We start from the raw sequence: 19308 nt of genomic DNA, 5'->3' as shown, positions 1-19308 counted from the left end.
ATTATGTTATATTATAAATAATCTAACATAATATAATAACATAAAATAAATATAATAATATTGTTTAATAAAGCAACAATATAATACAAAACAATACAATAGCATTAATATATTAAAAGAAATTAGACACCTGATTATGCACATCTTCATTCATATGCACATAAATCTGTGTGTTGTTGAGTGAAGCGTGTCCTAGTGCCTTTTGTGTTAAAAGAATATCTCTAGATTCTCTATATACAAATGAGGCAAAGCTATGTCGCAATAAATGGAGATTATTACCCCTTATCTGCACCGCTTTGATTTTTTGTAAAATGGGTTTCATTGGGGTTTGAATATGCAAATTGGCTTTATCTTTCTTATAACTAAATACATATTGATGATTTAGCCCCATATTCTCCCTATGCTCCAAAAGATCATTTAACAAATTCCCCACAAAACTCTTTTTAATAGATACAAAACGCTCTTGGGAGCATTTACCTTTAATCTTAATGATATATTGCGTGGCGTTTTCTTGTATATCATTCTTGCAAATATGTCCTAACTCTCTCCTGCGTATGCCTGTGTAGGCTACAAACAAAAGGGCAAGTTTGTGAATCTTATCTTTGAGAGTATTCTCTTTAAGCATTTTGACTTCATTTAAGAATTGCTTATATTGAAAATCATTTAAAAATGAGGGGAGCTTCTTATCTTTTAAGAAACTCATATGAATCCCTTTAAGATTTATTGTGTTAATGCCTTTTTGTGCTAAAAACCGCAAAAATAGACTAATCATTCTATAATGTTGATTAATGGTTGAAATTTTTAATCGCTTTGTGAGATTAAAAAAGTAATGAATATATTCTTGCTCTGGCATTGTTGGCTGAAAGTGCGTGTTCCTTGTAACAAAGTGCTTTATAAATTGCGTGATACATTTAAGATTCTGTGTGCTTATTAGTCCCAATCTCACACAATCACTACAAAATTTATCTAGCTGTGCAAATGAATTAAAGGAATGTTTCATTGAAAGATAAATTGCCAATTTATACTTATCTGTAACAGAATTTTGTGAATATGTTTTAGCCTTAAGCACAAAAAATTCTCCTAAAAGGGTAATGATTTCTTTTTCACTTAGTGTTTGTGATTTTTGTTGTGAGTGTTTCATTTTTTAACTCCTTGTGTAATGTATTGGAGTTATTATATCGGCAAAGAGAGTGAGAGTAGGGGCAAAATACACCATTCACACGCATTAAACCCCTTAAATTAAGATAGGGATTCCTATCTTAATATGAGCTAATTTTAAGGTTGTGGAGATTGTGTGTTATTCATTTGTTGCAGAAACTCTTCTCCATCAATAACAATTTGATTGCTAGTAGAAGCAGTATTGTCATTGTCAGAATCTTGAGAGTTTTGCATATATGTTGGCTGTGTTTGTATGTCTTTATTTTCTAATTTTTGAAAGACATAGATTTTTTGAGCGATAATATTGACTTTAGAATGCTTTTGCCCATCTTTTTCCCAAGATTCCCAATTAAGAGAGCCTTGTATAAAAGCATTTGAGCCTTTTTTAAGGCTGGGGTGAAGTTTTTGAGCATAATTGCCATAAACAATCACTTCAAAAAACATTGCCTTTTTTTCAATATTACCACGCTCATTAGTAAAACTTCTATTCTTTCCTATTAAGAAACTCACACAAGGCGTGTTTTTACTTCCTATGTATTTGATTTGGGCATCTGCTGTGAGATGTCCATTAATGCTGATGTTATTCATTATCTGCCTCTTCCCTTACTTTTTGGTTTATTTGCCTTTTCTTGAGCTTTCTCTTGTGTATGCTCTTGAGCCTTACTTTCTTTTTGCTCCGTGTTTTTGACTTCTTTTGCATTCTCTTGCTGTTTTGAATCTAGATTAATTGCACCATTATCAATAAGCTTTTGCACTTCTTGTTTTTGCCTTTCATTTAGCCCTTTAGGCACTTGATAATTCACTTTAAGATTCTGTGCTTTAAAGTATTGCTGAATCTGCTCTGCGGTTACAGGATTAAGTCTTGATTCTATGTCTTGCAAAATGACTTTAGAAACTTTTGCTTCATAATTTTTGAGATTCTTGTAAATGTGAGAAAACTCCTTTTCTTTATTAAGCTCTTTAAACTTGTTAAATCCTGCAATATTATTGCCATTAACCTGTTCGCCATTAGCCATTTTATTCCATACCTCTTTGACTTGATTAAGTTTTTGAGCTAGACTTGGAAACTCTGCAATGTTATACATAAGCTCAGTTTGCAATTTTGGCTCTTTAAGCGGCACAAGTTCGGTTTTGATTTTAAGGTAGGGTTCATTGGTTTTTGGATTGATAACCGCATTACCTTTTGCATCTTTTTGAGTAATCATCTCAAATTGATATAAAGGCTCTCCATTCTTGCCTATTCTTTGATTATTATCCTTATCAAGCAATGGAATAGGGTTGCCTTGTTCATCTTTTTTCAGCACATTCACATATTCGTTCTTTTGAATATACTGAATTTTCACAGCCTTGTCTTGCCAATTTTCTTTAATGGCATTAATCTCTTCAAGTTTTGCACCTAAAAACTTGGCATCACTTAAGCTTACCCACTCATTACTTGGATATTTCTTTTCTGCTTGTTTAATATCTAGCATTAAAGAATTTAATCCCTCAAAGCTATTACCTGTGCTTGGATTATACGCCCTTTGAAAGGAATCCGCACTATGATGTTTGAAAAAAGGTGCATACTGCTCCTTAATACTTTTAGCGATTGTTGCTACCGCATTTGTAGCAATAGCTTCTCTTTGTTGTTCATATACTGCACTCATACTATTCTCCTTTAATTAATTATCAAGATTGAGTTCTTCAAGCAAGGCTTGATTCTCTGCATCTTTTTTGTCTCTTAACTCATCATCACTGATAAGAGTAACGCCATACGCATAGAGCTGTGCCGCATCTGTTTGGCTAAGTTCTACAACTTCATTCATTTGAAACTCCTTTTAAAATTGGGATAATGAAGTGTAGCTATTTTTACAATCATAAGAAACTGCATAATTTTAAGGGAGAAAAAGATGTGTATAAAGCCTTAGCTAAGATTCTCATCTTCTTTATTTCTATTAAGCGGAGCAAAGACAATAGAGTGAGGGAGATTAAGGAAGTTTTTACAAAAATAGATTGTTTTAAAGCTTATGTGATTGCCATTGATATTTCTGCCTTTAAATTCTATTCTTCTATCAAAAATGATAAGTTCAAGACTAGAATCTAGCACATTGCTGTAATTATCATTAAGTAAATTAATCGGTAAAAGCATAGCGTAGGGTTTATTGAGTGTATTTAGTCTTTGTAAAATCTCTCTTTTCTTAGAAAATGGAGGGTTTGAAATGATGTAGTCATAAGATTCTTGTGGTTCATAATGAAAAAAGTCTTTTCCCTCATCTATATGAGAGAATATGACTTTATGATTATTTTCTTTTAAGATTCTTACAAATTCACTCCATTGCTTATCAAAAGGACACCATATTGTGCTTTTTTCTTTGATATAAGGCAATAATGCCTTAACTGCATATGCAGGAGTGTAGTATTCATCATTTCTTTTGCTTAATCCTAGGTAACAACTCATTATAGTTTCTCTTATTAGAATGAGGGGAAGCCAAATTCATCAAGTTTTGGTTGTTTTTCACTTAATAGCACCGCATTTGCATTTTGATTGATTTGCTCTTGCAAAATTTGTGTTTTATCCTTGTATCTTTCATCATCAAGCTTATTCTTACCTTGCATTGCCATTTTTTCTTCTCTCTCTGCTACAATATTTGCTGTCATTGCCATTGTTTCATTAAGAAAGGATATGTGAGTGGCAATTTCACGCAAATAATCAATCATAATAAATTCTCTATCAGCTTGAGATTGGGATTTATCGCCATTAGAGTTCTTTTTGGCTTTTTCTAACATCTCTTTTTCTTTATTCTTTACATAATCAAGGCTTAGTAAGATAGGATCACAACCGCCGCTTTTTGTTTTTCTACAATATTCCACATTATGTTTTGAAGCTAGGCTTGGATCTGTTACTCCTAGAGAATATTTCATTTGCTCCATTCTTATTTTAAGTGGGGCAAGTTTTTTTTCCATTTCTTCTTGCTCTTTCTTATCTTGAGCTACGATTTGCTTAATTTTTTCTTGCTCTTGTCTCTTATACTCTTCAAAATCTCCATTTAAAAGAGATTCTTTCATTTTATTATCTATCTCTGCGGTTTTAATAGCATTTTCATAATTTTTTAATCTCTCACACATAAGCATTGCTAAAGGCAAACCTTTAATGCTGTTGTTAATTGAGGATATATCGTGTGCTGTAATATCTGTAAATTCTGTAAGCATTGCATTTATATCGGCTTGTAATGGTGTTTCTTCTCCTACCTTTGTGAGTTCTATTTTTGTGCTTTCAGGATCTATGCTTTCTAAATCTAAAAAGGGACATTTTTCTTGTAAATTTCTTCTTCTAATGTTTTGACTTATATCCCAATCTTGAGCCGTTCTTTTTAACCGCTCTGCATTGTATTTAATAGATTCTATTGTGCTATTAAGATTTTCTATAACTTCCATAGGATTGGCAATTTTCAAACCATCTTTTTCCATAAGAGAATTTGCTTTGTTCATTACATCATTTATTGCATTAAGCTTATCCACTTGAGCCTGAGCTTTTTCTATCATTTCTACATATTTTTGATATTGAGCCACAAGCTGGGCTAAAAGCGAGGGGGATTCCACGATTGAAGCACCTAAACAATAAGCCCTCATAGGAAAAATGCTTAATATGCAAATCATCAATAAACGCACCATAGCTATTGCTCCTTATTTGATTTGTGAGATAGTAGGGGGGATTTGTTTTTGGACTACTATCCCGCTGGGATTATAGCTATTTTGCCGATTTTATTGTTACACATCTTTTTTTGTGTAAAAAAGATGTGTATAAATTAGATTGCAAGAATTGAAGTTTTGTGTTTTTGTGATTCATCATACAATTCCGCAAAGTGTAAGATATTATCATTTGTGATTTGCACACTAATACCATCGCAATCACTTTCTATATCCACAAACACATTACCTTGATGATGATAAGCCATAATATTGCGTTGCAATAAGAATGACACACATTTTTCTAAATCTTGTTGATTAACTTCCATCTGTTACTCCTTTTTTTTGTGAATCTGTCTTTTAAAGACAAGAGGCATTATAATACAAAGCAAAGCACAAAAACCCCTAAAATACGCCATTCACAAGCATTAATTCCCTTAAATTAAAAACTTATTCTAAATCTTCAGGTGGAATATGAGCTGTTGCCCATTGTTTGTATTGAGATGTTTGCTTCCTATATAGACTTGGTTTTATGGGGTTTTCTTCACTCCATAAGCCTTTAGATTCTAGCTTTGCTTTCAATTCTAAGTGGATATAAGCTAAAGAATATTCCTTATATGCCCACGCATAGCCTTGAGCTACTTGCATAGCATTAGCATCTTGATTATTACATTTTAATATGCCTACAATTCTCCCATATTTATCTTTGTCTTTTATTTGAAGCTGTATGTTGGATTGTATGGGGCAGAGTTTTTTGAGATTATTTCTAGATTCTACGCCAAATTTTTGTTTAAGTTCAGGGGCATCTATGCCATAAAGCCTTACTTTAAGCGTATTGCCATTATGTGAGAGTGTGGCTGTGTCTCCATCATAGATTTTAAGCACCTTTGCTTCTATACTTTCTCCGCTTAGATAGGCGAGATTATAGCCACTGAATTGACTAGCAATAATACCAAATGCTGTTAGGATTGATAAGATAAGAGTGATGTGTTTCTTAGGCATTGTTTTTCTCCTTGTGTTTATGTTACCTACGATGTTTTATGCTTTGAGATTTTTTATTGTGTTGTGAATTGTCTTTGATTTGACTATCCTCTTGCTTTTGCTGCTGTGAAGAGTTAGCCAAAGGGGATAGTATATTTTGATTATCTATGTAAGTTTGCAGGGCTTTTTGTTTATCAAGGTTTGTGTGGATTTTTTTATAGTGTTGGAGCTTATCTTGTAGCTCCAAAAACTGATTAGCTTCAGCGAGTGTGAATCCTGCTACTTCTTGAGTGATTGCCTGAAGTTCTGCACTTGTATTCGCAAGTTCTTGACTTCGTTCGTTAATTGTTTCGCTTCGTTCGTTAATCGCTCCTCCTCTTCTGCTTTCCGCTCCGAGTATTCTGCTGCCGCTTCCATTATATGTGGAGGTATCTCTGATTCTAGGAATGCTAATTGTTCGGGGTTGTGGCGGTTTTGGTAAATCAGTTTGACTAGCATTTCCAATCCCTCCTCTGTGGGTATTGGAATGTGTGCGTTCTTGTGTGGCTGTTGTGTTTGCATTTGCATATTCATTGCTTTTCTCCTGTCTTTGTTGTGAAAGTTCAATTAATATTCTAACAAAATCATTGCCATCTTTGGCTGAATGATTTTGATTTTGTGAATCTTGTTGGTTTGTGTTTTGAGATGTTTTGTTTTCTTGCATTATCTACCTTTGCTTTTGCCTTGTGATTGAGATTGTGTAAGAGTATCTATCTTATTGTTAGTGATAGCATCTAGCTTTTTTGCATTCTCTGTTAAGAGATTTGGGGAATGCTCTTTTATCTTTTGGGCGATTTTTTGATTTACTCCCTCGCTCATACGCTTATCTAGGGCGTTGTCTGATTTTTCCATTTTGATAGCTGTCTTTACAAAATCATTGACTGCATTATTTGTTACATTTTCGCCTACACTTGCCGTAATGGCTGTTTCTAAGCCTTTGTCTAAAAGTTTATTATTGCTTAGATTATATTTTAAGCCTTGTTCTAGCATATCTTTGTGTTCTTTGCTTAAGATTGAGGGTTCTTTATTTTGCAAGATAAGCAGAATCTTCATCTCATTTTCACTCATACCATTTTTGCAATACTCATAAAATTCTTTTTTAAAGTCTTCCTTGCTAATAGGCATATTAAGGTTTTCCATTTTCTTTTTATCAAACCAATCTATAAGGTCTGTGAAGTAAGTATTGGGGTTAAGTTTCTTGTCTTGCTCCATTGATCGTGCATTTGGATTTATTTCATTTTTGACTTCTTCCATAAAGCTATTAATAAAATTTTGTGAATCTTGATGTTTTGCTTTGGCTTGTGTAATATCAAAGGCGATATTTGGCTGCCATTGCTCTTTATTTGGAGCATTGTCATATTCTTGCTTTAATCGCTCTTTTTCTTCTTTGGGGAGAATAAATTCATTATCATATACTTTATAGACTTCATCGCCTTGCTTAATGTTTTGCACAATACCCATTTCTTCAAATTCTTTATGATGAGATTCAGCAATATTCTCAAGGGCATTTTGAATCTTATCTTCAAAGCTAAGATTTTGTGTTTGTTCTAATGGCTGATGATTTTGCTCTATTGTGTCTGTGTTAGCTTCTTGGATTAATTCTTGGGCTTCTTGTGTTTGCGTAGATTGATTTACTTCTTCTTTAATCTCTTGCGTGGAATCTTTAGTGATATTTTGAGATTCTTCTATGATTGTTTGTTGCATATCTGTAATAAATTCATCTGTTTGCTGTTGCTCTTTAGTATTTTGCTCACTTGGAGCTTCTATCTGCTCTTCAAAATCACGCTTTTTAGCTTCTTCTATTTCCTCCATAAGTTTTTTAAGAAAAATATCCTTATCTTTTGGAGTTAAAAAGTGCATAAAACGCTTAAACTCATTAATCATTTCATCGCTTTGAATCTCATCAAGTGTAATTGCCATATTGTGTCCTTTTGTCAAAATATCGCAATTCTAAAACAAAACACAATCATAAGAAACTGCATAAATATAAGGGATAAAAAGATGTGTATAAAAGCGGAGTAAAAACAAGTAGAGCGTGAATCTAAGAAAACAAAAGGAAGAATAAAAAGAGTGTAAGCTCTGTATTATTTAGGGCTTAAGCTGTTGGAGTAAAAACATTATAAGGGTAGCATTTGCACTTGTTGAAATGAGAGCTGCCGATATACCAACGCCTACAATCCATTTAATCATACCTGATTTAAATTCTGCCATTTCAAGTCTTAAGTTCTGTATATCAGCTTTTAGCTCTTGCTTGACTTCAGTGATTTGAGTTTTAAGTTCCTGTTTAGCTTCAGTGATTTCAGCACGCACAAAGTCCTTTGTGGCAAGTTCGCCTTTGATTTTTTCAATAGCCTCTTCCTTAAGCTCATTGGCTGTAAGAATCTTTTCATTGTCTATATCTTGCAGAATAGCTTGTGCCATTTGAATGCCATCTTGTATGGTATTTTGTCTTTGTGTTTCATCTTTAATGTGAAAATGTTTATTGATAAAATTCTCAATAACTAGCATTGAGCTTTGACTTAGCGTTAAATGCTTCATTTTGTTAATCCTTTAGTCTAGATTCTCGTTTATTATGGCAAATCTTTGCTTAATTTGCCAATTTTCCCTCATCATATAGCCTTGATAGGTGTAAAATGTTATCTTTGCTAATCTCAAGGCTTAGGCTGCTTGTGTCATTCTCTACATCCACAAATACCTTTCCATTATGATGATAAGCCATAATATCGCATTGCAATAAAAATGCAACGCATTGTTCTAAGTCTTGTTTTGTAACTTTCATTTGTGATTCCTTAAAACCAATCTATCCTTACATAACCATCTGTTTGTGTGTAGCGAGATGTTTTTGCAATATGGATTAAATCTTTAAGCATTTCTCTTTCATTCTCATTTGCTTTTGTGAGCTTATCTTCTGCAAGGTTCAGTAAATCGTTCTGCACAATCTCTACAAATGGGCTTTCATCATTATGAAAATAATCAATCTCCATTTTTTCAAGCATTGATGTAAAATCATCAAGTGAGATATAAAACTCACTCCCATACTTAACGCTGTATTCTTTTACTAAATGTGCCTTTATCATCTCAAACTCCTTTTAAAAACACTTAAAATATGGAAGTTGCGGAATACAATCCAAAACTTCTTTTTGATAAACAAAGCTTTTAAATTCCTTTGTTCTTTTTATCTTTTTTATAAGAAACTCATCTCTACATTCAAGCGAGGCTAGAAAAGCCATCACTTGCCTTGCTATTAGCTCTTGATTCATAGCTCTTGCTCTGTTTTTTCTCATCTTTACTCTCCTTTTAGAGTGTATAACGCAAAGTTATCTACTAGCGACATTATCTTTTCAATCTCTTTCTCTTTCATAGCTCCCATTTCCAAACTAAGCCTTATGAAAATTTCCATACACAACGGATTATGATAATTTTGCTCACTCCGTCTCAAAAATTTCCTTTCCACAATGTTAAACTCATCATCTATCACATAGACTCCATTGTCATAGTTATCTTTATCTGCTTCTTCATAATTCATTTCTTCACCATCAAAAACCTTATCCGATACTTCCACAAGCCCATCAAAGCCTTTGCCTAAATCCTTTGCGACATTAAGTAAAGGTTCAATAGAATCTCTCCCACCATTCCAATGTTGGTAAATGGCTCTTGTTTTTTCCTTATTTGTGATTACGCATCGGTTACCCATTTTTCTGCTCCTTTTGTTTTTATGCGTGTATTATATTACAAAGCAAAGCCCATAAACCCCTAAAATACGCTATTTAAACGCATTTTATCCCTTAAAAAATAAAGGCATTTTTTCTATTTCAATAGATGAGATTTTCATAAGAATGAAGTTAAACAGAGAGCTTCTTATATAAGATTCTAGAGTGATTTGATAGTTTTATGTTTTGGAATCTTATTAAAAATATCTTTTTTCTCTTGTGGAATAGGCATAAGGTTATCAGCCTTTCTAATCTTTTGAAGTATATCTGCTCTCTTTTGTGTATTTGGCTCTCTTTTGTATTTGTATATTTGTAAATCAATCCAATCGTGATAGGTTTGCTTATTAAGCTCTTTAAGGGAAGTGATATTTTGCAATTTTAAATCATCATTACAATCTTTACTGAAAGGTGTGTAAGTGATAGGGAATTGCTTTTTTATCTCAAGTATGAAATTTGACATATTCTTACTTAAATCTTTGCCTTTTTCATCATTATCAAACCCAAGCATAATTTGAGCATTAGGGACTTGCTCTAACAAGTGTTTTAAACTTTGTTTGATACCATCTCCAAAAGTCCCTGCTGTTGATAAGAGCAGTGTTTGATTTGGGCTATAATCTTTGATTTGTGTAAGGGCTAGTGAATCAAAGATAGATTCTGTAATGATGATATGCTTTATATCTTTAGAATCTTTAGTGATATTTAGTATCTCTATGCCTTTGCTACCATACTGAATGTTTTTAAGTGGCTTTTCAAGGGCATTGCCCATTTTATCTTGTGTGATTGGCAATATCAAGCGTTTGGTATAGCCACATATTGCTAACATTTCTTTTGTTTGTCCATTTGTAAGCTCTTTATCAAGTTGTTGAAATTTATAATTTGGAATAATAAGATTGTGATAAGAATCCTCTTTAATACAGCCTTGATATTGAGTGATAAAGTCTTTATCAAATCCACGCATTGCTAAAAGCTTGTTTTCTTTCACTTCAGCTGGGGCAAACTTTTTATATGCCTTAGCTGCATTCATCTCACTCATTTTAACTTGAGATTCGCAAAAGAAGTGATTGTATGTAGGGGCTGTTTTGATAGACTGATCAAAGTTTGCTACTAATTCTTTTATATCTTTATTGTGGATTCTTGCAAAAGAGATGATATTACCCTTATCTAAAGGATCGTGAGGATTAAAATAAAGGTAATTCTCACCCTTTTTAGACACAACAAGCTTTAAATCACTCTCCTTATGGCATAGCATAGGATAGTTTATTGAGCTTTTGCTTCTATGAAGTGTAAATCCATTAGCCATAAGGATTTGATGAAGTGGGAGCTTAGTTAAATCTTGAGCCATTATGTTTTCTTCTATGTTTAATGTCTTTATGTGTAGCATTAAAGTTGTTAAGAATATAACGCAAAGTGCCTACAAGATAGCGGTAATGGTAGTCTTGCTTATTCTTAGTCCTCTCTCTTTCAAGAATAGGAATAAGTTTATAAGCAAGGTATGATAATTCACTTTGATTTTTAGTTCTTTTCATTTATTATCCTTTTTTCTCTTTCTTTGGCATTTTTGAAGCATTCTCATCTATAAATTTCCTTGCAATGCGATAATCTTTTTCAAGTCCATCAGGCAATGGGATATTAAGGGTGGTGGATATGTCTTTACAAAACTTTATTTGCTTTTCACTTGGGGGATAGTCTTTTTTCTCTTTAGATTCTGCTTTTAGGGGCATAAAATTCATTTTTGAATGAATGGTTTTCATAAAATCAAGATACTTCTTTGAGCCATTTGCAATTTCATCAAGCTCATTTTCCATATCTCTTGTAAAGGCAATATCTAAAAGCCACGCATTATTATCCTTTGAAAAGAATTGAGTTACTGACATTCCTAGTGTTGTAGGAATAATCTCCCTTTTCTTATCCTTACTGATTTCAATATATTCTTTATTGAGTAATAAAGGCAAAAATGTCGCATAGGTGCTTGGTCTGCCTATGCCTGATTTTTCCATTACTTCTATGAAGTCTGCTTCTAAATAGCGTTTTGGAGCGGATTTCTTAATGCTTTTAATGCTTATATCTTGCAGGGCTATCATATCGCCTTGCTTATAAGGGAATGAATGAAGAGATTCTTCACTCTCATCATTCTCGCTATCCCCATTTTCATTGATAGCTTCATTTTTGCCAAATACGCCCAAATAGCCTTCATCAATAAGTTTTTTGAAACTTGTTTTAAACATTTTCATCTTTACACGCAGTGTTACATTCATTTTTTCATAAATGGCAGGTTTAGATTGTGAAAGGATAGTGTTTTGAAAGATGAGCTTATAAAGGGCAATATGATTATCTTTTAGATTCTCCTTTTGACACAAGCTCTCACATTCTTCAAAGCGGTGGCAATGTGTAATTCTTATAGCTTCGTGTGCTTCTGCTTTGAGAGTTTTTACCTGCTTTATACTCTGTGTATTGATATGTGTTAGGGTATATGCTTGAATAAAAACCTTGCATTTCTTTTAAAAATTCAGGAGAGATGTATTCAGAATCCGTGCGGATATAAGTTATAAGCCCTGCAGCAAATAACTCTTGGGCTAGATTTTGAATATCTTTTGTGGGGAGAGATAGGGCTTTGCTTGCAGCCTTAAGCAATTTACTTGTTGTAAAAGGCTTTGCAGGTTTGTTTGAAGTATTGTTTATTTCAATCTTATCAATCAAAGCCTTATCCATAGAGACAATTTCATCACATACATTTTGAGCCTCTTGTTGTGTTTGGAATCGCAACTCTTTTAAATCATCGCTTATATGTTTAAAGCTAATAAGCTTATTATCAATATTAGCATTAGCTACAATACCAAATTCTTGTTTTTGCTCCTCACTTAAAGCGGCAAAGTCTTTAATCTCTTGTTCTCTTTTTGTGATAAGTCCAAGAGCAGGGGTTTGCACTCTACCAGCACTAAGCATTTTATTATATTGCAAGGATTTTGTAAGATATGGGCTTAAAAGGAAGCCTATGAGTTGGTCAGACACCCTACGAGCAAGGAATGATTGATAATAGTTAAAATTTGTATCTACAAATAATTTAGCATTCTCAAGCCCTTGCTTTATGCCACTTGGTGTGATCTCGTGAAATTCTGCACGATAGATTTTACTTGCTACATTTTTGATTTTCTCAAAAAACATATAGCCTATGGCATATCCCTCTCTATCAGGGTCAGAGGCGATATACACTTCTTGTCCTTTAGCTTTTTGGATAGCATTCATTATGCGTTTCTTTTTAGATTCTGCATATTCAAAGTTTGGCTTATAGTCTTTGTCAATATCAAAGCTTTTTAAGTCCATAAAATGCCCTATGGTAGCTATGACTTCATAGCCTGTAATTTTTTTAATCTTTTCTACTTTGTTGGGTGATTCTATGATGATAAGAGGCATTGGCAATCCTTGTAAAGTAAAGTTTTACATATCTTAGCCATTTTTACAATCATAAGAAACTGCATAAATATAAGGGAGAAAAAGATGTGTATGAATAAGAGATGAGAATCACAAAAAAACAATACAAACAAGCAAACAAGGGAATTTGAAGTTAAGAAAAGTGAGATATAATAGCACTAGGGGTTGCCTCAAGGGGCAAGCACCCCCTTGAGTTGCAACCTACTTCTTTATAAAGGAGGTTGCTATGGATAAGATTTCCAAACAAATCTTAGTTGCCATTATACTACTATGTTTTATAGTAGTCAAGTGCTACTAAGATTTTAGATTATCCAATACTCACGCTTAACTAAGGGGCGTGAGTAAGTCTTATCCAGCCCCTACTTAGCTTTTTATTTTATAAGCTTCCAAACCTTAAAGATATAAAATTGCGATAATAATGTGAAGTAATGAGTAAAACCTACTATACAAGGTAGGTTACAATGCTTCAAAACAAAGAACACAAAATAGGATAACTTTTATCATAGGACTTTTACAAGGTGCATAAAAGTCAAAGATAAGTTTTAGCCTACACAATACTTTTGCTTTAAATTTTCAAATGTCATCTTTAAGTTTTTTTCTCTAAGTTGCGTAACCTCTAAGAGCAAGTTTTCTTTAATCTCAAAATGAAATTCATCTACGATATGTTTCCAAAAAAGATTACAAAGCATCTCATCTTGCATTTTTCTCTCTAATTTATTTGAAAAATAACCTGCTAAAAGACAAACACACAAGCATACCTTTTCACAATCATACCGCAAAAGAGTATGTGCTTGTTCTATGCTTTGGGCTAGGGCGGACTCTAATGAATCCAACTCGTGCTTTTGAAACTTCTTTAACATACAAGTTCTTTTGCTAAATTTTTAATATATTCTGCTGCCTCTTTTTTCTCCCTCTCGCATTTCTTTTTGTGTTGCAAAATCTCATCTAATGTAATCTCACCTCGCCCATCATACTGCGAATCTCGCTTGTTTGTCCATATTTCATAAGAATGGCTTAAGTCCCTAAGATACCAAGTGTCTTTTTCACCATATCTTGCCCAAATCTCATCTACCACTTCTTGTGCTTCTTGTGGCAAATCTACAACTTGCGGGACACTTTTAATAATATAATGTGGAATTTCAGCATATACATTCCACACCTCTCTTATCACTGGTCCGTGTTCCCACGCCTCTATTTTATCATCAAATAAGGGTTTATTATGTCTGTATAAAAACTCCTCTTGTGCAAAAAAAAGGAGTTTTTGCAATTTTACCTTGTGCATACCCTCACCACTCTCTACTGCTTCTATGGGTATTTTATTTAAAAATGCTTCTGCTATCTGTTGTGCTTTCATTGTCTTACTCTCCATTTGGCGATTATTCTATATTTTTTTTGTTTATGTGTCAATAAGTCCTAGTATTCTACTTTATACAGAATTGCGATAGTATGTGAAACAATGAGTAAAACCTACCATACAAGGATAAGGTAGGCTACTTAGATTCTAAAACTTATAATTGTAAGCAAAGATAATTGAGCCTTTGGGTGTAGAAGCGTATTTTGCTTCAGTAGAATCTATTGTTGTCTTTCCTCCATCATCATATCCATAGCCCGAGCGATAGCGGTATTTTAGCTCAAACTGATGATTGATATTATAGAAGTAATGGATTCCTATGCTTGAAGTCCAGCTTGATGAAGTGTAGGATTTAAGGTTTTCGGTCATTGTAAGCCCATTGCCTTTTACAATTTGCTTTTGTCCAAAGAAATTTCCAAACTCATACCCTGTGCCTATGTTTAGTCCAAAAGTATGTGTTTGACTTACAATAAAGTCATAAAGATATTCTGCTTCAAGTCCATAATGAATGGCTTGTGATTGTGTATTTGAAATATTCATTTCATTAGAATCTGCTTTGGCATTATAATTTGCATAGCCTACATAACCCCTAAATTTGAATCCTGCATTATCCCAAGGATACCATTGATACCCAAAACCTAGATTGATAGGTAAGGCATAGGTGCTAGAATTTAGAGTTGCATAGTTGGTTACACCTGTTTCTTTCATTTCCGCTTTCATATAATTTGTAACACTCGGATTCCACCCAAGCTCTGCTCCTACAAACCACCCTGTCAATTCACTTGCCAATCCATCTTGTGAGCTAGATGAGCTACCACTACCTTTTTTAAGATTTTGATTTTTCTTTTGTAATTCTAAAAGCTCATTTTCCTTTTTAAGCTTTGCAATTTCAGAATCTATATCATCTGCAAATGTAAAACTTGCTAAACTGCCTATAAGACTTAATGCTACTAACGCTTTTGAAACTTTCATTTTTTATTCTCCTTGTTGTGTTGATTTACTTTAATCGCCTTAGTATAGCGTTTTTTTTTTTTTTTGACAAGCTTAAGCTGTATCCACTTTCTCTAAAGAAACTCAAAGGGTTTTTCACATCTTAGACTCCTTTGGTGTGGGATAGAATCTCAATAGAGACATAAAAAGTATTGCTCCTAAGCCTACAAAGCCAAATAGTAATATGGCAAGGTAGTAATGTCCTTTATGGATTATCTCTTCATTATGCAAAGTATGCGGACTGCCTACAATACTTGCTTCTAAGAAATTTAAATAATTCGTGCATTCTTTGCCTTGATAATGTGTTGCATCACAAAGTTTAAAGCCAAATGTGCCACTCTCTTGCATATTGCTTTGTATATAATCAAGCATTGTTTTAGAATAATGAGTTTGCAATTCTTGCTTATAGTCCTTACTTGCCTTTTCCGTGAATAGCATTCCCATACTTGCAAACATTATGGCAAAAAATATACTTCCACATTGCAATATGAAATCTAGCCTTTTTGTTTCTTTGCTGTTCTTATGTAAGTAAATCTTTTGATAAGAGATACATATAAACAATGCTAAAGCCACAAAGCTTAAAAATAGCCATTCTGCTTCAGTGATGTTTAAAAAGAAATATTTGATTGAATCCATTTTGTTTTCCTTACTTAATAGTTTTAGTTTATCTTCTTAATTTAGGTATTGCCTTTGCTTTTAATTACTATTCACAAACATAAGTCTGCATACTTTTATCTGCAAAGAATACTTTATATTCTGTCTCGCCAATACTCATACCATTTATGCTATCTCTATCTAGTCTTCGCCCTTGTCCCAAATCCTAAAATCAAAGTCTTTTAACTTCATTTACACTCCTTTTTTCTCCTTTTCTCATATAGATTCTATAAGCCCTCATTGTTTTAAACTTGTTATCCGCAAGTAAATGGGGCTACTTTAACTTTTAACTCTAGCCTTATGTGTAGCCTAGCACAGCAACTCTCACAATTTACCGGCACAAAAAATGGGGTTTCTTTATCTTGGTCTATAAATTCCCCATAATTTTCTAGCCTTACATTATGCTCGTTCATATTTCCACATTCTGGGCAATCAAATTCTAAACTAATCATTTTTTCTCCTTTAAAAGATTAATTAGCCCACATACCTTTTCCACCGCTTCTTCTTTGCTTTCAATCCACAAGGCAATACAAGGCTCACAAAAGCTTGAAGTATAATCTAGCATTAACCCATTATCTGTAATGCCTAGAATCTCTCCTTGTGTTACTTCAAGGAAGTATTGTCTTTTATCTTGGTGCATTGCTTCTGTAATATCAAATCTCAAAGAGCCACATAAAGCTTTTGCAATTTGCACTCTATCGCTTGTTTCCAAGCCTTTGTTTAGTTTCTCTAAAAGAGCTTTTTTTGTCTCATTCATTTGTTACCTCCATAATTTTTTAGAATCCAATCTTTAAGATTCAAACTAGAATCCAACCTTTCAAATACTTCTCTTGCATAGTTTTGATTCTTCCAAGAATGCAAACTTGAGATTGTCTCTAGAATCTTACTTGCATTTCTACGAGACAAAGTATCTTCCAACTCATCAAGGATAGAGGGATTTCTCTCCGCTCTATCTGCAATTTCACTTAATAAATCACGAGTTAGCAAATCTCCTAAATCAATTTCAGCTTCCACCCATACATTTTTTGACATTTTTACCTCCTATTCTTAGCCCTTATTGCTCTAACAAAGCAAAAGGGTTACTATAAGCTATTGACAAGCCATTACTTGCCACAAACGCTTCATCTATGAGTGCATCACTCACACCTTTAAACTCAGCCTTTGTCTCGCTCTTATCCTTAATCCAACCCCTGCCTTTACCCACAGCGATATTAAATTTAGCAAAAAAGTCTTTGTTAAATTTAATGTGTATATTGCCATTTTTATAAGGCTTAAATTCACATAGTATTTCTGTCCTATCGCCTTTATAATACATCGTGTGCGTATTACCATAAAAGCCACTTTCGTCCCATTCCACACTATGAGGCTTCTCAATATGGGGCAAAAAAGTGCTTGGCACATTAAAACCTAATTGCAACGCAACAGCCCTAATATCATTTAAAAGCTCTTTCCAATCAAAACAAGTTAGCACGATTCTATAATCAAGCTTTCTAGGCTCATTGATAAGTTGCTCGTTTGTGTAACGCCATTCATCTTTACGCCATCTTTGATTGCTTTTATACTCCATAGCATTCCCCCTTTGTGAAAAGCTATCAAACAATCCCTCCATACCACACTTAATATAGCCATTAGCATTTTCAATAAGCCAAATAAGAATCATATAAATATTACCCTGCGTGAAGTCAATATTCTTTTCTGCCACCACAGATTCACAAATTGCCTTTTTATAGTGTGTAGTGAATCTATCTCTTATGGAATCTAGCTTATCAAAGATTTCCGCCCAATAGATATTCTTTATATTTTTTAGCTTAAACTTAATGCTTTCTAAGAGCTTGTTTCTATCAATGTTTAAATCCATCAATAAGGCTTTATCCACACAAGACAAAGCTTCTAAGCTCTTTGCTAGTTTCTTCATCTCTGCGTTATACTCATTAAGCAGAGCGGCAACCAAATCGTGCTTTACTAGAGATTGAGAGATACGCTCTTCCCTGTCTTGCTTTTCTTTTTCATAATACATTAAACGATAACCATCAATTACATTATCTAAATGAAAATGTGATTTTAGCCATTGTGAAAATTGCACATCCTCTTTTTTATTGTTTGTAAAAAGCAATAACTCCACATTAGCCCTTGCTTCCCTGTCTGCTTCTTTAAAATCAAAGCTGCCTAGAATCTCAAGCTTTAGCTCTCTATCTTTAATGATTGCTTGTAGCTCTAGATTCTCTTTCCATCGCTGCGGTATTACTAGGGCGATACAATGAGCGTTGGCTTCTTGTAAAATCTTTTTTGTAAAAAGCTCAAATTGTGAGTAGGGCGGATTACAAAAGACTAAATCAACCCTTTTATCAATGAGTGTGGATTCTAAAATATCAGTTCCTAGTAAGGTAATGTTTTTGCTAGGGCTTGATAACACTTTAATAAGCGGTTGTGATTTTTCCATAGCATAGAATGTTTTAGGCTTTAAAGTTTCATTACGCCATTTATCTACTTGATTGATATGCTTTTCTAAATATTCAAGCACTCGCCCATCACCAGCTCCTAAATCTAAAATAGAATCTATTCTAATGCCATCTTTTTGATAGTCAATGTCTTGTTTGTTAAAATAATCCACCAAACAAGAGAGAATCTCATCGGTTGTGGGGTAAAACTCAAAATCCTGTCCTTGTGATTTACACTCATTTACGATTCTTATTGTGTTTGCTTTACTCATTTTTTTCTCCTTTTACCAATTTAGAGCATTAGCTCTTTTTCACATAATGTTTGTAGATAGCGTAATTTCCTTTTACCCAATCCATTACACCATTAAAGTGTTTTGTTTTGTATGCTGTGTAAAAGCAATCGCTATCGGCATAATCAACAAAGTATTTTTCTTTCGCATATCTCACTATCTTCAGTCCTATTGATTTTGCAAAGTCTCTCATTTCTTTTTCTGTTTGAAAAAAGAAATGGGTTTCAGCTCCCACATTTACTTTTACCATCTTTTACTCCTTATGAATTTGCTTCTACAATACGTATTGCTCTGCTTGTTGTAATGTCGCCATAACAGCATTGCCACCATTCCTAACATCAATTAAAACATAGTCCCCATCTTCATCAATAGCTGATACGATAGGATCGTATTTGTCCCATCGCCCATCACTTACAATTTCACTTAGCGTTTTTGCTTCATCACTTGGCAGTAAAAAACAAACGCCCCTTTCTCTTAGATGTCCTTTTAAGATTCTGTATTTACTTAACATTGCTTTGCTCCTTTTGTTTTTATGCGTGTATTATATTACAAATCAAAGCCCACAAACCCCTAAAATACGCCATTCCAACGCATTTTATCCC

27 protein-coding genes and 1 pseudogene are annotated in these 19308 nt (G+C 33.5%); all 28 read right to left on the bottom strand.

Annotation, left to right across the window (positions count from 1 at the left end; translation table 11 throughout):
• Positions 1 to 112 precede the first annotated feature (112 nt).
• The 28 genes and pseudogenes from LS74_RS11125 to LS74_RS00240 all read right to left on the bottom strand — a co-directional run bounded on the left by LS74_RS11125 (position 113) and on the right by LS74_RS00240 (position 19217).
• Positions 113 to 1141 (bottom strand): tyrosine-type recombinase/integrase, encoded by a 1029-nt coding sequence (locus LS74_RS11125; protein ID WP_236096729.1) that lies wholly within the window; start codon positions 1139 to 1141, stop codon positions 113 to 115.
• Positions 1142 to 1275: 134 nt separating this feature from the next.
• The gene (locus LS74_RS00365) at positions 1276 to 1746 is read right to left on the bottom strand and encodes a single-stranded DNA-binding protein (protein ID WP_034587583.1); all 471 of its coding nucleotides are present in this window, start codon (positions 1744 to 1746) and stop codon (positions 1276 to 1278) included.
• Positions 1746 to 2804: an ArdC-like ssDNA-binding domain-containing protein gene (locus LS74_RS00360; protein ID WP_034587585.1), complete on the bottom strand. Its 1059-nt coding sequence runs from the start codon at positions 2802 to 2804 to the stop codon at positions 1746 to 1748. Before LS74_RS00360 ends, LS74_RS00365 begins: the two co-directional genes overlap by 1 nt.
• 15 nt (positions 2805 to 2819) lie before the next feature.
• On the bottom strand, positions 2820 to 2963 hold the full coding sequence (locus LS74_RS10845; protein WP_167480454.1) for a hypothetical protein: 144 nt from the start codon (positions 2961 to 2963) through the stop codon (positions 2820 to 2822).
• A 98-nt stretch (positions 2964 to 3061) separates the two neighbouring features.
• A complete protein-coding gene (locus tag LS74_RS00355) occupies positions 3062 to 3595 on the bottom strand; it encodes a hypothetical protein (protein ID WP_034587587.1) in 534 nt (177 codons plus the stop codon).
• 14 nt (positions 3596 to 3609) lie between these two features.
• A complete protein-coding gene (locus LS74_RS00350) occupies positions 3610 to 4767 on the bottom strand; it encodes a hypothetical protein (protein ID WP_236096728.1) in 1158 nt (385 codons plus the stop codon).
• A gap of 176 nt (positions 4768 to 4943) precedes the next feature.
• The gene (locus tag LS74_RS00345) at positions 4944 to 5153 is read right to left on the bottom strand and encodes a hypothetical protein (protein WP_034589652.1); all 210 of its coding nucleotides are present in this window, start codon (positions 5151 to 5153) and stop codon (positions 4944 to 4946) included.
• A gap of 121 nt (positions 5154 to 5274) precedes the next feature.
• Positions 5275 to 5826, bottom strand: coding sequence for a thermonuclease family protein (locus LS74_RS00340; protein WP_034589650.1), 552 nt, complete (start codon positions 5824 to 5826; stop codon positions 5275 to 5277).
• A gap of 22 nt (positions 5827 to 5848) precedes the next feature.
• Positions 5849 to 6508 (bottom strand): hypothetical protein, encoded by a 660-nt coding sequence (locus LS74_RS00335; protein ID WP_138128643.1) that lies wholly within the window; start codon positions 6506 to 6508, stop codon positions 5849 to 5851.
• On the bottom strand, positions 6508 to 7764 hold the full coding sequence (locus LS74_RS00330) for a hypothetical protein (RefSeq protein ID WP_034587116.1): 1257 nt from the start codon (positions 7762 to 7764) through the stop codon (positions 6508 to 6510). The genes LS74_RS00335 and LS74_RS00330 overlap by 1 nt, the downstream gene beginning before the upstream one ends.
• Positions 7765 to 7932: 168 nt before the next feature.
• Positions 7933 to 8382: a hypothetical protein gene (locus LS74_RS00325; RefSeq protein ID WP_002955717.1), complete on the bottom strand. Its 450-nt coding sequence runs from the start codon at positions 8380 to 8382 to the stop codon at positions 7933 to 7935.
• A gap of 49 nt (positions 8383 to 8431) precedes the next feature.
• Positions 8432 to 8623 (bottom strand): hypothetical protein, encoded by a 192-nt coding sequence (locus LS74_RS00320; RefSeq protein ID WP_002955718.1) that lies wholly within the window; start codon positions 8621 to 8623, stop codon positions 8432 to 8434.
• A 10-nt stretch (positions 8624 to 8633) separates the two neighbouring features.
• On the bottom strand, positions 8634 to 8921 hold the full coding sequence (locus LS74_RS00315; RefSeq protein ID WP_034587114.1) for a hypothetical protein: 288 nt from the start codon (positions 8919 to 8921) through the stop codon (positions 8634 to 8636).
• 12 nt (positions 8922 to 8933) lie between these two features.
• On the bottom strand, positions 8934 to 9128 hold the full coding sequence (locus tag LS74_RS00310; protein WP_034587113.1) for a hypothetical protein: 195 nt from the start codon (positions 9126 to 9128) through the stop codon (positions 8934 to 8936).
• 2 nt (positions 9129 to 9130) lie between these two features.
• Positions 9131 to 9538, bottom strand: coding sequence for a hypothetical protein (locus LS74_RS00305; RefSeq protein WP_034587111.1), 408 nt, complete (start codon positions 9536 to 9538; stop codon positions 9131 to 9133).
• A gap of 176 nt (positions 9539 to 9714) precedes the next feature.
• Complete coding sequence (locus LS74_RS00300; protein ID WP_034587109.1) at positions 9715 to 10896, bottom strand: toprim domain-containing protein; 1182 nt, start codon at positions 10894 to 10896, stop codon at positions 9715 to 9717.
• Positions 10877 to 11080 (bottom strand): hypothetical protein, encoded by a 204-nt coding sequence (locus LS74_RS00295; RefSeq protein WP_034587107.1) that lies wholly within the window; start codon positions 11078 to 11080, stop codon positions 10877 to 10879. The genes LS74_RS00300 and LS74_RS00295 overlap by 20 nt, the downstream gene beginning before the upstream one ends.
• Positions 11081 to 11083: 3 nt before the next feature.
• Positions 11084 to 12965 (bottom strand): annotated as a pseudogene (locus LS74_RS00290) (type IA DNA topoisomerase).
• 560 nt (positions 12966 to 13525) lie between these two features.
• Entirely contained in the window at positions 13526 to 13843 is a 318-nt protein-coding gene (locus LS74_RS00285; protein WP_034587105.1) for a hypothetical protein, read from the bottom strand.
• Positions 13837 to 14337, bottom strand: coding sequence for a Panacea domain-containing protein (locus LS74_RS00280; protein ID WP_052086405.1), 501 nt, complete (start codon positions 14335 to 14337; stop codon positions 13837 to 13839). The genes LS74_RS00285 and LS74_RS00280 overlap by 7 nt, the downstream gene beginning before the upstream one ends.
• Before the next feature lie 147 nt (positions 14338 to 14484).
• Positions 14485 to 15306 carry an outer membrane beta-barrel protein gene (locus LS74_RS00275; RefSeq protein WP_084584255.1) on the bottom strand — a complete coding sequence of 274 codons (822 nt, stop codon included), beginning with the start codon at positions 15304 to 15306 and terminating at the stop codon, positions 14485 to 14487.
• Between the two features lie 114 nt (positions 15307 to 15420).
• Positions 15421 to 15960: a hypothetical protein gene (locus tag LS74_RS00270; RefSeq protein ID WP_034587103.1), complete on the bottom strand. Its 540-nt coding sequence runs from the start codon at positions 15958 to 15960 to the stop codon at positions 15421 to 15423.
• A 272-nt stretch (positions 15961 to 16232) separates the two neighbouring features.
• The gene (locus LS74_RS00265) at positions 16233 to 16430 is read right to left on the bottom strand and encodes a hypothetical protein (RefSeq protein ID WP_034587101.1); all 198 of its coding nucleotides are present in this window, start codon (positions 16428 to 16430) and stop codon (positions 16233 to 16235) included.
• Positions 16427 to 16735, bottom strand: a complete 309-nt coding sequence (locus LS74_RS00260; protein ID WP_034587099.1) for a hypothetical protein — start codon at positions 16733 to 16735, stop codon at positions 16427 to 16429. The genes LS74_RS00265 and LS74_RS00260 overlap by 4 nt, the downstream gene beginning before the upstream one ends.
• A complete protein-coding gene (locus LS74_RS00255) occupies positions 16732 to 17010 on the bottom strand; it encodes a hypothetical protein (RefSeq protein ID WP_034587097.1) in 279 nt (92 codons plus the stop codon). Before LS74_RS00255 ends, LS74_RS00260 begins: the two co-directional genes overlap by 4 nt.
• 22 nt (positions 17011 to 17032) lie before the next feature.
• Positions 17033 to 18688 carry a class I SAM-dependent methyltransferase gene (locus LS74_RS00250; RefSeq protein WP_034587095.1) on the bottom strand — a complete coding sequence of 552 codons (1656 nt, stop codon included), beginning with the start codon at positions 18686 to 18688 and terminating at the stop codon, positions 17033 to 17035.
• A 28-nt stretch (positions 18689 to 18716) separates the two neighbouring features.
• On the bottom strand, positions 18717 to 18956 hold the full coding sequence (locus tag LS74_RS00245) for a hypothetical protein (protein ID WP_034587093.1): 240 nt from the start codon (positions 18954 to 18956) through the stop codon (positions 18717 to 18719).
• A gap of 24 nt (positions 18957 to 18980) precedes the next feature.
• Positions 18981 to 19217 (bottom strand): hypothetical protein, encoded by a 237-nt coding sequence (locus LS74_RS00240; RefSeq protein ID WP_138128641.1) that lies wholly within the window; start codon positions 19215 to 19217, stop codon positions 18981 to 18983.
• Positions 19218 to 19308 lie beyond the last annotated feature (91 nt).

Source organism: Helicobacter magdeburgensis (genome assembly GCF_000765825.2).
GTDB classification, from domain to species: domain Bacteria; phylum Campylobacterota; class Campylobacteria; order Campylobacterales; family Helicobacteraceae; genus Helicobacter_C; species Helicobacter_C magdeburgensis.
The sequence above is the reverse complement of the archived record's forward strand: the minus strand, read 5'-3'. Positions and strand labels throughout refer to the sequence as shown.